15 protein-coding genes and 3 tRNA genes are annotated in these 12,292 nt (G+C 34.8%); 12 read left to right on the top strand and 6 right to left on the bottom strand.

What is annotated here, in order from left to right:
- Positions 1 to 36 precede the first annotated feature (36 nt).
- From hutH to FCN74_RS12050, 12 genes are all read left to right on the top strand, one after another.
- Positions 37 to 1,542: a histidine ammonia-lyase gene (gene hutH / locus FCN74_RS05380; protein ID WP_138931579.1), complete on the top strand. Its 1,506-nt coding sequence runs from the start codon at positions 37 to 39 to the stop codon at positions 1,540 to 1,542.
- Between the two features lie 160 nt (positions 1,543 to 1,702).
- Positions 1,703 to 1,777, top strand: a tRNA-Pro gene (locus FCN74_RS05385).
- A 264-nt stretch (positions 1,778 to 2,041) separates the two neighbouring features.
- Positions 2,042 to 2,992, top strand: a complete 951-nt coding sequence (locus FCN74_RS05390; protein WP_138931580.1) for an OmpA/MotB family protein — start codon at positions 2,042 to 2,044, stop codon at positions 2,990 to 2,992.
- Between the two features lie 21 nt (positions 2,993 to 3,013).
- Positions 3,014 to 3,277: a hypothetical protein gene (locus FCN74_RS05395; RefSeq protein WP_138931581.1), complete on the top strand. Its 264-nt coding sequence runs from the start codon at positions 3,014 to 3,016 to the stop codon at positions 3,275 to 3,277.
- A gap of 214 nt (positions 3,278 to 3,491) precedes the next feature.
- The gene (locus FCN74_RS05400) at positions 3,492 to 3,923 is read left to right on the top strand and encodes an FKBP-type peptidyl-prolyl cis-trans isomerase (protein ID WP_138931582.1); all 432 of its coding nucleotides are present in this window, start codon (positions 3,492 to 3,494) and stop codon (positions 3,921 to 3,923) included.
- 85 nt (positions 3,924 to 4,008) lie between these two features.
- Positions 4,009 to 4,080: transfer RNA gene (locus FCN74_RS05405), tRNA-Arg, on the top strand.
- A 76-nt stretch (positions 4,081 to 4,156) separates the two neighbouring features.
- The gene (locus tag FCN74_RS05410; protein WP_246062563.1) at positions 4,157 to 4,984 is read left to right on the top strand and encodes an HAD family hydrolase; all 828 of its coding nucleotides are present in this window, start codon (positions 4,157 to 4,159) and stop codon (positions 4,982 to 4,984) included.
- Between the two features lie 99 nt (positions 4,985 to 5,083).
- Positions 5,084 to 5,914, top strand: coding sequence for a TolB family protein (locus FCN74_RS12180; RefSeq protein WP_246062564.1), 831 nt, complete (start codon positions 5,084 to 5,086; stop codon positions 5,912 to 5,914).
- Positions 5,892 to 6,374 carry an alpha/beta hydrolase family protein gene (locus FCN74_RS12185; RefSeq protein WP_246062565.1) on the top strand — a complete coding sequence of 161 codons (483 nt, stop codon included), beginning with the start codon at positions 5,892 to 5,894 and terminating at the stop codon, positions 6,372 to 6,374. The genes FCN74_RS12180 and FCN74_RS12185 overlap by 23 nt, the downstream gene beginning before the upstream one ends.
- 48 nt (positions 6,375 to 6,422) lie before the next feature.
- A complete protein-coding gene (locus FCN74_RS12190; RefSeq protein ID WP_246062566.1) occupies positions 6,423 to 6,986 on the top strand; it encodes an alpha/beta hydrolase family protein in 564 nt (187 codons plus the stop codon).
- A 162-nt stretch (positions 6,987 to 7,148) separates the two neighbouring features.
- Positions 7,149 to 7,310: a hypothetical protein gene (locus FCN74_RS12045; RefSeq protein ID WP_171047116.1), complete on the top strand. Its 162-nt coding sequence runs from the start codon at positions 7,149 to 7,151 to the stop codon at positions 7,308 to 7,310.
- A 532-nt stretch (positions 7,311 to 7,842) separates the two neighbouring features.
- Positions 7,843 to 7,998, top strand: a complete 156-nt coding sequence (locus FCN74_RS12050) for a hypothetical protein (RefSeq protein WP_171047117.1) — start codon at positions 7,843 to 7,845, stop codon at positions 7,996 to 7,998.
- A 365-nt stretch (positions 7,999 to 8,363) separates the two neighbouring features.
- Here the strand turns inward: FCN74_RS12050 and FCN74_RS05420 are convergent.
- The 6 genes from FCN74_RS05420 to FCN74_RS05445 form a co-directional block, all read right to left on the bottom strand.
- Positions 8,364 to 8,437: transfer RNA gene (locus FCN74_RS05420), tRNA-Arg, on the bottom strand.
- Between the two features lie 103 nt (positions 8,438 to 8,540).
- A complete protein-coding gene (locus FCN74_RS12280) occupies positions 8,541 to 8,675 on the bottom strand; it encodes a GIY-YIG nuclease family protein (protein ID WP_262710021.1) in 135 nt (44 codons plus the stop codon).
- A 120-nt stretch (positions 8,676 to 8,795) separates the two neighbouring features.
- Positions 8,796 to 9,059 (bottom strand): GIY-YIG nuclease family protein, encoded by a 264-nt coding sequence (locus tag FCN74_RS05430; RefSeq protein ID WP_138931583.1) that lies wholly within the window; start codon positions 9,057 to 9,059, stop codon positions 8,796 to 8,798.
- Between the two features lie 164 nt (positions 9,060 to 9,223).
- Positions 9,224 to 9,994, bottom strand: coding sequence for an ABC transporter ATP-binding protein (locus FCN74_RS05435; protein WP_138931584.1), 771 nt, complete (start codon positions 9,992 to 9,994; stop codon positions 9,224 to 9,226).
- A 2-nt stretch (positions 9,995 to 9,996) separates the two neighbouring features.
- Positions 9,997 to 11,019, bottom strand: a complete 1,023-nt coding sequence (locus FCN74_RS05440) for an iron ABC transporter permease (RefSeq protein ID WP_138931585.1) — start codon at positions 11,017 to 11,019, stop codon at positions 9,997 to 9,999.
- The gene (locus FCN74_RS05445) at positions 11,019 to 12,185 is read right to left on the bottom strand and encodes an ABC transporter substrate-binding protein (protein ID WP_246062567.1); all 1,167 of its coding nucleotides are present in this window, start codon (positions 12,183 to 12,185) and stop codon (positions 11,019 to 11,021) included. The genes FCN74_RS05440 and FCN74_RS05445 overlap by 1 nt, the downstream gene beginning before the upstream one ends.
- Positions 12,186 to 12,292 lie beyond the last annotated feature (107 nt).

A 12,292-nucleotide genomic window follows, 5' to 3' on the forward strand; every position in this document is an offset into this window, starting at 1 on the left:
AAAATGTTAATTTCGCAAAGACCAAACCTAACCTGAATGCGAAAAGTTCACTACATAGATTCTAAACCTATTGCTGTAAACCAATTTGAGGCTATTCTAAATGACAGCAAACTTGTATTAAGTCAAGAGGCTGAAGAGCGAATTTTAAAGTCTCGAGCCTATCTAGATGAAAAGCAAGCTGGAGAAGAGCAACCTATGTATGGGATAAATACAGGTTTTGGATCGCTGTGTAATGTCAAAATTTCCAAAGCGCATTTAGCTCAACTTCAAGAAAACCTTGTTTTATCGCATGCTTGTGGTACAGGTGATAAAGTCAAGGTTGAAATTGTCCGTTTAATGATGTTTTTAAAAATACAATCGTTAAGCTATGGCTTCTCTGGTGTGAGTTTAGAGCTCGTACAGCGCTTAGTCTTTTTCTTTAATCATCACATTACACCCATTGTATACGAACAGGGATCATTAGGAGCTTCCGGGGATTTAGCACCTTTAGCCCATATGTCTTTACCTTTAATTGGTAAAGGAACGGTGTACTATAAAAACGACCTAACAGAAAGTCATGATGTTCTTAAGTTATTTAATCTCAAACCGTTGTCCCTTAAGTCTAAAGAAGGATTGGCTTTATTAAACGGCACCCAATTTATGAGTGCTCACGGTGTTTGGAATTTAATTCAATCAAATTATTTAAGTGCTTATGCCGATTTAATTGGTTCTATTTCTACAGATGCTTTTGATTGTAATTTATCACCTTTTGACGAATTAGTACATCGCGTTCGCCCTCATTCGGGTCAATTGAAAACAGCAGAGAAGATTAGAGCTTATTTAAAGGGAAGTGAGATAGCTAAAAGAGAAAAAGAAAATGTCCAGGATCCTTATTCTTTTAGATGTATACCTCAAGTTCATGGCGCGACCAAAGATGCTTTAGATTATGTAAATAAAACCATAACTACAGAAATAAATGCAGTGACTGACAATCCCAATATTTTCGTGGATGACGACAAAGTCATTTCCGGAGGTAACTTTCACGGGCAACCTTTAGCTATAGCTTTAGATGTATTTGCAATAGCTATGGCAGAATTGGGTAATATTTCTGAGCGTCGCATCTATCAATTGGTTTCTGGTTTGAGAGGTTTGCCAGATTTTTTAGTTGATAATCCTGGTTTAAACAGTGGTTTTATGATTCCTCAATATACAGCAGCCAGTATCGTGAGCCAAAACAAACAATGGTGTACGCCGGCCTCAGTAGACTCTATTGTGTCCTCAAATGGCCAAGAAGACCATGTAAGTATGGGTGCAAATGCTGCGACAAAACTTCTTAAAGTGGTCGATAACATCAAAACTATTCTGGCTATAGAGCTGTTTAATGCAAGTCAAGCTTTATATTTTAGAAAACCTTTAAAAAGCTCTAAGCATATTGAAGATTTTTTGAAGTTATATCAGCAAAAGGTTCCCATAGTCAATAATGATATTTTGATGTCTGAAGAAATCTCAAAAACCCGAGATTTTCTAGATTCAAAGGATGCTAAAGCTTATTTAAAACTTTAATTTACTAGACTAAACTTCAAAATGTAGCTAAGTCTGGTTAAAGTACTGTTCTGGGGCCGTCTAGAAACTTGGAGACGAGGTAACAACATTTTTTAAAGCGAAAGGCATTGATTTTTTTGTTTTAATAAGTTTTAATTTTATTTTCGCATACTACAAATTTCGGGATGTAGCTTAGTCCGGTTAAAGTGCGCGTCTGGGGGGCGCGAGATCGGAGGTTCGAATCCTCTCATCCCGACTTTTTTTTCAGATCGGAGGTTCTCCCGACACTTCGGGACGCTCATCCCGACTTTTTCTTTTAGATCGGAGGTTCTCCCGACACTTCGGGACGCTCATCCCGATTTTTTTAATCTTTCAATCATAGCTATAAATTTCGGTCACCTATAAATAATGCTGAGTAGGCGTAATACCTAAAATGTTAATTATTTTTTTAATAACTTTTCAATTTAGTCATTTGACCTCAAATTGTAATCAGTAATTTTATTCAAACTAAACCAGGGTTATGAAATTCAATTATGTTATTATTATATTGGTAATAATTTTAGTTTCTTGTGTGTCTAAAAAGAAACTCAACCAAGCTGAAACTGAAAAAAGTGAATTAGAACATCAAATCGCTGAACTTAAATCAGAAAAAGAAGCGTGTGAGATGAACTATAAAGCTATTGAAGAAGAAGTCAAATCTTATAAAGACATTATTTCAGAACTGCAGGGGAACGCCAAAAATAAAGTTGAACTTACGGCTGGCGGTCAGTTGTTGTCAGAGCAATCAAAATCTAACGTCAATCAGATTTTGTCTCAAATGTCAGCAGATCAGGTTGCACAAGCTCAAACCCTTGAAGACTCAATCAATCTCGCCGTAGGCTATAATATTAAAAAAGATTTATCTAATCAGATTGGTGAAGAAGGTATATCTATTGATGAAGCTATAGATGTAAAAGTACACGAACCCGTTGTTTTAATTACACTTATAGATAAGGTCTTATTTAAAAGCGGAAGCTATTGGGTTGATAAAAAGGCCTACAGACTATTAGCGAAAATATCTGATGTGATTAATTCAGAGCCCAATATTGATGTTCGTGTAGATGGCCATACCGATAATATGCCGTTGGCTGAAAGCTCTTACATTGTTGACAACTGGGATTTAAGCATACGACGTGCAGCGTCTGTTGTGAGAACCTTAGAAAATAAGTTTGGTGTTGAAGGAGAACGTTTAATTGCTTCAGGTCGTTCAAAATATGCTCCCGTAGCTGATAATTCTACAAAAGAAGGTAGAGCTTTAAACAGAAGAACCACAATTCTTTTGATGCCTGATGTAGAACATTACATGGCTCTTATAAACGGTGATATGAACAGTCAATCATACGAATCTCCAACAGGTGCCAAAACCAACCAAGACAAGTCTCAAGCACCAAAGAATACTATAATAGAGCCCAAAACTCCACAAGAAGAATAGGAACAAAAAGAGGAAGTATTTGTGATACAAGATCAAGATAACAACACTGAAAGTAAAACCGATCAAAGTAAAGCACAAACTAACATTACAAAACCCTCAGATTCTACTCAAACTAAAGCAAAAGAAGAAACCTTTAACAGACAAAACAGGAAAATGTCTCTAAGGGAAAAAAGAGCAGCTGAACAGAGAAAAAGAGCAGAAGCGGCCAAAAAAAGAAGAGAAGAAAGACAACGCCAAAAAGACTCTATAAGAGAGGCTATAAAAAATAGAGGTAGAGACCAATAGTTTTTCACCTTAAAAAGTGAATTATTGTTCAAGTTCACACATCTATCTTTTGTTTTTATACTAAAATGAAATAAAAATAGCTAATATTATACAAGGTTAATCCTTTAATAAGCAATCAAAATATTTAGTCTTAAATATTAAATAATTGATATTTAAAGCATTTAGGTTTGTAAACTTAGATTTATCTGTACCTTTGCAAAAAAATACAATTTTTATGAGTCAAGTAAAAGACAAAGACACTGTAAAAGTGCATTACACTGGAAAATTATCTTCAAACGATCAAGTTTTTGACAGTTCTTTAGAACGTGAACCTCTTGAGTTTACCCTAGGACAAGGAATGTTAATTCCAGGATTCGAAAAAGGAATTATTGATATGAAAGTTAATGAAAAGAAAACTATAGATATTCCTAAAGACGAAGCTTATGGTGATGTTCGTGACGATTTGTTCCACAAAGTGAGTAAAGAGCAACTACCAGAAGAAATCAAACCGGAAGTAGGTATGGGTCTCGTTTCTAAAAATCCTGATGGAAGTGAACAACAATTAAGAGTTTCTGCAGTAAATGACGATCATATTATAGTTGATGCTAATCACCCATTAGCGGGGCATGATTTAACTTTTGATATCGAAGTTTTAGAAATTAAGTAATATAAATATTGCTAAATTGATTTAAAAAAACCGCTTATACGAGCGGTTTTTTTTGTAGCAGATTTGAGTTAATTTTATATTTTTTGGCTCTGTAGTTCAACGGATAGAACAAAAGTTTCCTAAACTTTAGATCTAGGTTCGATTCATAGCGGAGCTACTGATTAATCAATCTAATATATTTAGTTTATTTTGCTAAAAACTATGCGCTAAATATATTTTTCATTTAATAACGTATGGATATTAAAAATATAGATATAGATTTTTCAACTATAAAACTTGTTGTATCCGATATGGATGGAACGCTATTGAATGACAACCATGAAGTTAGTCCTCGTTTTTTTAAACAATTTAAAAAACTTAAGGCTTTAAATATTCATTTTGTAGCTGCAAGTGGTCGACAATATCATAGCCTGATTGAAAAACTTGAACCGATCAAAAATCAAATTAGCATTATTGCTGAAAATGGTGGAATGCTTCAACATGACAATGAGCTTCAAGCTTTACTCAAACTGTCAAACACTGATGTCAATCGCTGTATCAAAACTCTGAGAACACTTGAAAATGCTTTTATCGTTTTATGTAGTAAGCACTCAGCATATATAGAAAGTGATGATATTGATTTTACATCGCGGCTAAAAGAATACTACACGGCTGTAAAGTCTGTTGACGATTTAACTCAGTTAAAATCCGATGAATTTTTAAAAATAGCTGTTTTTCATTCAGAGTCTTCAGAAAAGCATGTTTATCCACATGTTAAACCTCTAGAAAATGATTTTCAAGTCATTGTATCCGGACAAAATTGGCTTGATATATCGCATTTACATTCCAACAAAGCCTACGCCTTGAAAAAACTCTTGGATAAAATGGGGATTTCATCAGATCAAACTTTAGTTTTTGGTGATTATAACAATGACATTGACATGATGAAATTAGCCAAATACAGTGTTGCCATGAAAAATGCTCATCCTAACGTTAAACGTATCGCTAAGTTTGAGACTCATAGCAATACAAATGAAGGCGTAGAACATATCCTTGAACAGCTTATAGGTTCAAAATATTAAAAGTGTAGTCACCGGTTTATCTTTCATCATTTATATTCATTTTTTTATGTATATTTAAGTCATGCAGTTATGACTGTTCACTTAAAAAAATGAAATACGATGAAATTAAAAATTTTAGGATTAGCGATGATAATCATAGTGTTTTCTTGCAAAACGGACAAAGCAAACACAAAAGCAGACGTTGAGCAATATACTATCCAGCAGTTTATGGATAATGAATCTGTTCGTGGAGGTAGTTTTTCTCCAGACAATTCCCAATTACTCGTCACCAGTAACCGTACCGGGATATACAATGTTTATACTATACCTGTTGATGGCGGAGAGATGAAACCTGTTACCCAATCAGACACTACCTCGATGTATGCGGTAAGTTATTTCCCTAATGATGAACGTATGCTGATGAGCGCAGATGGCAATGGCGATGAAATCAATCACATTTTTGTAAGAGAGCTTGACGGAACAATAAAAGATCTTACTCCAACAGAAGGTGCTAAAGCATCATTTTATGGTTGGTCTAAAGATGAAAACTATTTTTACTTTCGGTCTAACAAAAGAGATGCACGTTTTTTTGATGTCTACAAACTGTCGATTGATGACTATTCTTCTGAAATGATTTATCAAAATGATGATGGACTTGAATTAAGTGGAATTTCAGATGATGAAAATTACTTTGCTTTAACCAAAAGTATCAATACAAATGATACTGATTTATTCATCTATAATGTCCAGACAGAAGAGATGACTAAAATCAACGACAATCAAAGTAAAAATTCATCACAAGATTTTTCAGCTGACAATTCTATATTTTATTATACTACAGATGATGATAGTGAATTTTCTTATTTGATGTCTTATGAATTAGAAACCGGAGAAAAAACAAAAAGTCCTAGAGAAATCTTGGGATATTGTGAGCGCAATTTTTTCTCCTGAATATTCCTACATGACTGTATTTGTAAATGAAGATGCAAAAAATACCATCGAAGTTTTAGATACAGACTCTAAGCAACCCATTAACCTTCCAGATTTTAAAAATCAAAGTATTACAAATGTAGGTTTCAGTCAAGATGAAAAATGCATGAGAATGTATGTTGGCGGATCAGATATGCCATCTAATTTGTATTCCTACACGCTTGAAAGTAAAACTTTAAATAAATTGACAGATGTGCTAAATGAAGAGATTAACGCAGAAGATTTAGTAGAAGCCCAAGTGATTAGATATCCATCTTTTGATGGTGTTGAAATACCGGCTATCTATTATTTACCTAAACAAGCTTCCGAAACCCAAAATGTTCCGGCTATGGTCTGGGTTCATGGCGGACCCGGTGGGCAAAGCAGACAAAACTTCAGTCCACTTATCCAGTATATGGTCAATCACGGCTATGCTGTTTAGGCCGTAAACAACAGAGGCAGCAGTGGTTACGGTAAAACCTTCTTTCAAATGGATGATAAAAATCACGGCGAAAAAGATTTGCAAGACTGTGTTGAAGGTAAAAAATGGCTTGCTAAACAACCAGAAATTGACAGTGAAAACATTGGCATAATTGGCGGGTCTTACGGTGGTTATATGACAATGGCAGCTTTGACTTACACTCCGGAAGAATTTGATGTTGGTGTCAATTTATTTGGAGTAACCAATTGGTTAAGAACATTAAAAAGTATTCCACCGTATTGGGAATCATTTAGAGAGTCATTATACAAAGAACTTGGAGATCCCTATACCAAAGATTCTATCAGGTTAAAAAAGATTTCTCCACTGTTTCACACTGAAAAAGTGACTAAACCCTTAATAGTCTTACAGGGCGCTCAAGATCCAAGGGTTCTTCAAGTAGAATCTGATGAAATCGTTAAAGCTGTAAAAGCCAATGGTGTTCCAGTTGAATATGTTTTATTTGAAGATGAAGGTCACGGATTTGTTAAGAAAAAAAATCAAATTGAAGCTTATAGCCAAATTTTAAAATTTTTAGATGAACATCTTAAAAAAGAAAAATTGTCACAAAAGTAAAAGCAAAAAAGACACCGTATGCAGGTCTATGACTTTAAATTTTCAAAACACCTTTATGCCAAACTTTATTAAACATAGATTGTGGTGTATGTGTTATCGATACTCCTATTGTGTTGGTGTTGATATTTTTTAAAATTTAAACTTCAAAAAAAGACTAGATTTATGCGCGTAAAGTATTGCAATATTTGTGGTAAAGATTTTTCTACCATGTATCGTATTCAATACAAACAGCCAAAATCATGGGTTTTTGTCTGTAAAGACTGTTTACTTAGGGTCAAAAAAGACAACCCATTTTACAAGTATGGTGGAACTTGGAAAAAATAAAATTTACTTTAATAAAAATACAAATACTTGCTTAACTTCAATATTTATTTCATTTAAACCGTAGCTTGGTTTTTTGAAATGGAATAAGGCTGTAAATCCTTGTATAAAATTAATCCTACAATTTATTTATTATTTTATTTCTATTTATTCAAATTAGACAACATTATTTAGGGATACATTTAAATTTTAACAATTAATGAGGAAAAACCTCAACCAACTTTAATTTATATTTTTGATATTTGGTTTATATATGTATTGATTTATAATATTCAATAAAAAAACATAAATACTAACCAAAACCAAAAGTTATGTTATACCCTAAAAGAAAACTAGCGCATAGGACACGCGTTACATCGCAAACCATTGCAAATAGCAGATATGTTACGATTAAAAATCTAAAATTTTTGTTCTTTTTTTTAATTCTCACGTTTTCATCGTGTAAAGTGAATAACGTTGAATTGGTCAAAAATATGAATTGAAATATAAAATTGTATATCCGCAAATAGACCAAACAATTGAAACTTAAATGATCATGCAAAACCTACCGGGTGTTGCTGGCATCTTGGAGTCAAGTACCGATCAAGAAAAACACCGTACCTATAACGACTTTTGTACTATGATGGACTTCCACGACAGTTTTAGTAATTCAGGTTACGAATTGCTAGACTGGGAGCGAATTGCACGATAAAATCTATCTGCAAAACAATGTTAATTCTCTTTTAGCCGATACGATTAACTTTTTCATGTTGATAGTTCATACAAATAAGGGTTAAATATGTTTGTATGAAAGTAGGAGCTGCTCTGACATTATTGTCAGAGTGGCTTTTTTATCTTGTGCTTACAATAGTTTATGGTTTTAGATTAGGATTTGCGGATTTATAGATCCTGATTGATTTCAATGCTGGAAACCTGCCCTGCCGATCAGGCGGGTACAAAACCACTGCTACCGCAGTTAATGTATTTACTTAGCCTGATTTACAAAAGTTTCACTTTTGACATTGGTCTAAATAAATACACCCTGACAGAGTAGTCAGGGTGGTTTTGTACTTATTGTGACCTCGGCAGGATTCAAACCTGCAACCTTCTGAGCCGTAATCAGATGCGCTATTCAGTTGCGCCACGAGGCCTTATTTTGCTCTTTAGAAATTCTCTTCCAGAGCCTGTTTTAAAATATTTTTCTCTTTCAACTGCCTCTTTTTTAGTGAAAAATATTTCGCAATATACTAATTCCTAAGGTCTAAAACCTTTTGTTGATTTAGTTTTTCGATTATTATGTTCATTTATTCTTTCTTGTATTATAGTTGTGAATCCCTTATAAAGACTTCCATCCTTTTTACTTTTAAGAACATAAACATAATATTTCATAACTCTTATACGCCCTGCCAGAACGTGCCTAACGTCAGTTCGGCTCGGGCGGGTATTCAGTTGCGCCCACCTGAATGTAATTCATTCGGGCAAGCCACGAGGCCTTATTTTTTTGATATCTTAATTAACTTTATCATCGATATCAATTTTGATATTTTGCTTTCTCCACCTTCGTCCAGCTGAAGACTTCAGATATTTTTCTCTTTTTCTTGCTTCTTTACGAGTATTTAAAACTTCAAAATGAGCTATAATCCAAGGTTTGTAGGCTTTAGTAGAAATCATTTTACCTGAGTTGTGTTCAGACAAACGTCTTTCTATATCTACTGTCATCCCTACATAATATCTATCAAACTTTTTACTATAAAGAACGTATACGTAAAACATAACCTTTATTTTATGCGCCCTGCCCGAAAGTGCCTAACGTCAGTTCGGCTCGGGCGGGTATTCAGTTGCGCCCGCCTGAATGTAATTCATTCGGGCAAGCCACGAGGCCTTTTTGGGGTTGCAAATATATTTCTTTTATACCTTATCACAAAATTTAGAGAAATTTATATTCGATTCATTTTGAAAAGTTGTGCCTTTTCATCAAACTTAATTAAATCTTGAGGGAAAAGTTCGTGTAAAATACCACTATGAATTAAATTTTGTGGTGTATCATGTATCACTTGTTTATCTTTTATAAGGATGATAGAATCACAAAGCTGTAAGGCTAAATTGATCTCATGTGTAGCAAAAATCACAGACTTATCGTGGTTAGTGCTGATGCTTTTTAATAAATTTAATACCATGGCTTTATGGTACATGTCTAAGTGTGAAGTCGGCTCATCTAGTAATATCAATGGTGTATTTTGAGCAATAGCTCTAGCAATAAGTACTTTTTGAAGTTGCCCGTCGCTTAACCTCGAACACGCTTTATCTTTTGCCTCGTACATTTTTACTTGCTTTAGGGCTTTTATGATGTGGTTTTTATCTTGATACTCATGTATCCCTATCCAATTGGTATAAGGTTGTCGACCCAAGGCAACGAAATCAATCACTTTCAAATGCTGTGGAAGGCGCTGTTTGGTTAGTACCAAGCTTATTTTTTGAGCAATTTCCTTCACAGTATATGTGTTCAAAGGACGATTGTACAATTTGATGTCTCCTTGAAGTGGATTTATAAGTCCTGATAAACTTTTAATTAAGGTAGATTTACCGGAACCGTTCACACCTATAACAGCAGTTAAGCCAGCATTTTTAATGCTTATATTAATACCACTGGCCACTTCTACTTTTGGCTTGTTGTATCCTACACTCAACTGTTTTGTTTCTAATCGCATGCTTAAAAGTTAAGTTGTCTTGAACGGAGAATAAGCCATATCACAATTGGTGCTCCAAAGAGTGAAGTGACAGCATTTATAGGTAAAGTATAATCAACACCGGGCAATTGCGAAATACTATCGCAAATCAGCATCACCACAGCGCCACCCATACAAACCGTAGGTAACAGAATGAGATGCTTGTTTGTTTTTAAAATTAGACGCATAAGATGAGGTATAGCCAATCCAACAAACGCTATTGGACCAGCAAAGGCCGTAATACTTCCGGTTAAAACACATGTCGCAATAATTGTCATAAAACGCAACAACTTGATGTGAACCCCTAAACTTTTAGCATAAGACTCACCGATAAGTAGGGCGTCTAAAGGTTTAATGAGAAACAAACAAAGAATTAAGCCTAAAAACCAAAACACCCCTAAAATGGAAACTTCACTCCAGGATAAATCCCCCAAACTACCTAAAGACCAAAACACAAATTGTTGCAGTTCATCTGAAGCACTAAAGTAGGAGAGAAGGTTGACTACTGCACCAGTAAGACTCGCAAACATTAACCCGATGATTAACAACGCCATACTGTCTTTTATCTTTACGGAGGTAATAAGCACTGCGCCCATAACCATCAGGCTACCAAGACTAGAGGCGAGAATGACAGCTGTTTTGGAAAACCACAAGTAGTTTGTAAAACTTAATCCTAAAATCCCACTACCCATGAGTAGCAAAGCTACACCAAGACTTGCACCGCTGCTCAGTCCTAATACATATGGTCCGGCCAAGGGGTTTCTAAAAAAAGTTTGCATCAATAATCCACTGACTCCTAAACCTGAACCCACAATAATGGCCGTCATAGCTTTCGGAAGTCTGTAGTCGAGGATAATGTACGTCCAAGTATCGACTGAACTTTCTCCTGTGAATATCACTCGTGTGATGTCTTGTAAAGGAATAGAAACTGAACCCAAACTGATATTTAACAGTAAGACCAAAATTAGGATCAAAATGCTTATTAAGCTAAGTTTAAGCGTTTTCACTAATCTAAAGGTTTGAAAAATTGAGGTTCATAAGTATTTAAGAGCTTAGGATGAAATATATGAATTAAATCCTTAAGCACCCAATCCGGACGTTGTGGAGCTAACTCATAATACAGTACTCCACCGGTTTGCCCTTTAGTCTTAGCAAATGTATAAATATTTTTATTTTGAAAGGCTTTAAACTTTTTATAGTGTTTTTGCTGATCCAACATTTGTTGATATGAGGTATATTGCGCTGGTGCAATCCAATACTCAGCGTCTTGACTGTCGTTTAAAACACGTTCAAATGAAAGTGATAGACTCCCGCTGGTGTTTGTGTCAGCATATAGATATTCTGCATGAGCGTCTGCTATTAATTGGGCTTGCCAACTTTCACCACCGGGTAAATACCATTGGTCTTTCCACAATGCTCCGGATATCACACTAGGTTTGGTTTGACTCTTTGAGGCTAGGGCTTTTGCTTTTTCATATTCATCTTTAATGGTATTAAATATTTGTTGAGCTTTATCGTTTTTATCAAAAAGCAACCCAAAAAATTTGATCCATTCTGCTTTGCCTAAAGGATGAGACTCCACCCAATCGGCATTATACAAGACTGGAATATTAGCATTTTTAATACTCTCTACAGATTTATTTTGCCCTTTTACGGCAAAACTCACCACGACATCAGGTTTTAGCGATAACAAAACTTCGGTATTTAAATTTTGATCTTGGCCTACATTTTTGATTTGTCCTTGTTCAATAAGAGCTCTGGCTTGATTTGAAGAAATATAATTAGTATTTGGAAACCCGACCAAATGATCTAAGATACCTAAGGCTTCAAGTGCCGGGATATGCGTTGTTGATGTCACCACAAGGCGCTCAATTGGTACTTTAATTTTATAATCATAACCCATTCCAGATATGTCAATATCCTCAGACTCTTGGAGTAAATACGTAAAAGTCTTGTCGGCATTTGGCCAAGCTTCTGTAATGCTAAGTATTTTGTAACCCTCAAAATTTTGAACCTCAAAGCCTTGTGCGTAATCTATTTTAAATGTGCGAGGTGCTTGTTTTTTCTCAGACGCTGATGGTTTCGGCTTTTCGAGTGTATCGGCACAAGACCACATTAACATTATAAACCCAAGAATTGACAAGCTTCTCAACATAACTTTTTTTATGAGCAAAAATAAGATTATTGATTTAGCTGCACACTATATGCAAATGATATTTATATGAGCTAACTAAAGGTTTAACTGGTTGAGGTCAATTGTTTTTTCTAGAACTTAAGAAA

It is taken from the genome of Mesohalobacter halotolerans (assembly GCF_006120725.1).
In the GTDB taxonomy this organism is placed as follows: domain Bacteria; phylum Bacteroidota; class Bacteroidia; order Flavobacteriales; family Flavobacteriaceae; genus Psychroflexus; species Psychroflexus halotolerans.

What these genes read in the sequence shown, in the direction of transcription:
- hutH (WP_138931579.1), top strand. Translation starts at nt 37, where the DNA reads ATGCGAAAAGTTCACTACATAGATTCTAAACCTATTGCTGTAAACCAA.
- FCN74_RS05390 (WP_138931580.1), top strand. Translation starts at nt 2,042, where the DNA reads ATGAAATTCAATTATGTTATTATTATATTGGTAATAATTTTAGTTTCT.
- FCN74_RS05400 (WP_138931582.1), top strand. Translation starts at nt 3,492, where the DNA reads ATGAGTCAAGTAAAAGACAAAGACACTGTAAAAGTGCATTACACTGGA.
- FCN74_RS05410 (WP_246062563.1), top strand. Translation starts at nt 4,157, where the DNA reads ATGGATATTAAAAATATAGATATAGATTTTTCAACTATAAAACTTGTT.
- FCN74_RS12180 (WP_246062564.1), top strand. Translation starts at nt 5,084, where the DNA reads ATGAAATTAAAAATTTTAGGATTAGCGATGATAATCATAGTGTTTTCT.
- FCN74_RS12190 (WP_246062566.1), top strand. Translation starts at nt 6,423, where the DNA reads ATGGATGATAAAAATCACGGCGAAAAAGATTTGCAAGACTGTGTTGAA.
- FCN74_RS12045 (WP_171047116.1), top strand. Translation starts at nt 7,149, where the DNA reads ATGCGCGTAAAGTATTGCAATATTTGTGGTAAAGATTTTTCTACCATG.
- FCN74_RS12050 (WP_171047117.1), top strand. Translation starts at nt 7,843, where the DNA reads ATGCAAAACCTACCGGGTGTTGCTGGCATCTTGGAGTCAAGTACCGAT.
- FCN74_RS12280 (WP_262710021.1), bottom strand. Translation starts at nt 8,675, where the DNA reads ATGAAATATTATGTTTATGTTCTTAAAAGTAAAAAGGATGGAAGTCTT.
- FCN74_RS05430 (WP_138931583.1), bottom strand. Translation starts at nt 9,059, where the DNA reads ATGTTTTACGTATACGTTCTTTATAGTAAAAAGTTTGATAGATATTAT.
- FCN74_RS05435 (WP_138931584.1), bottom strand. Translation starts at nt 9,994, where the DNA reads ATGCGATTAGAAACAAAACAGTTGAGTGTAGGATACAACAAGCCAAAA.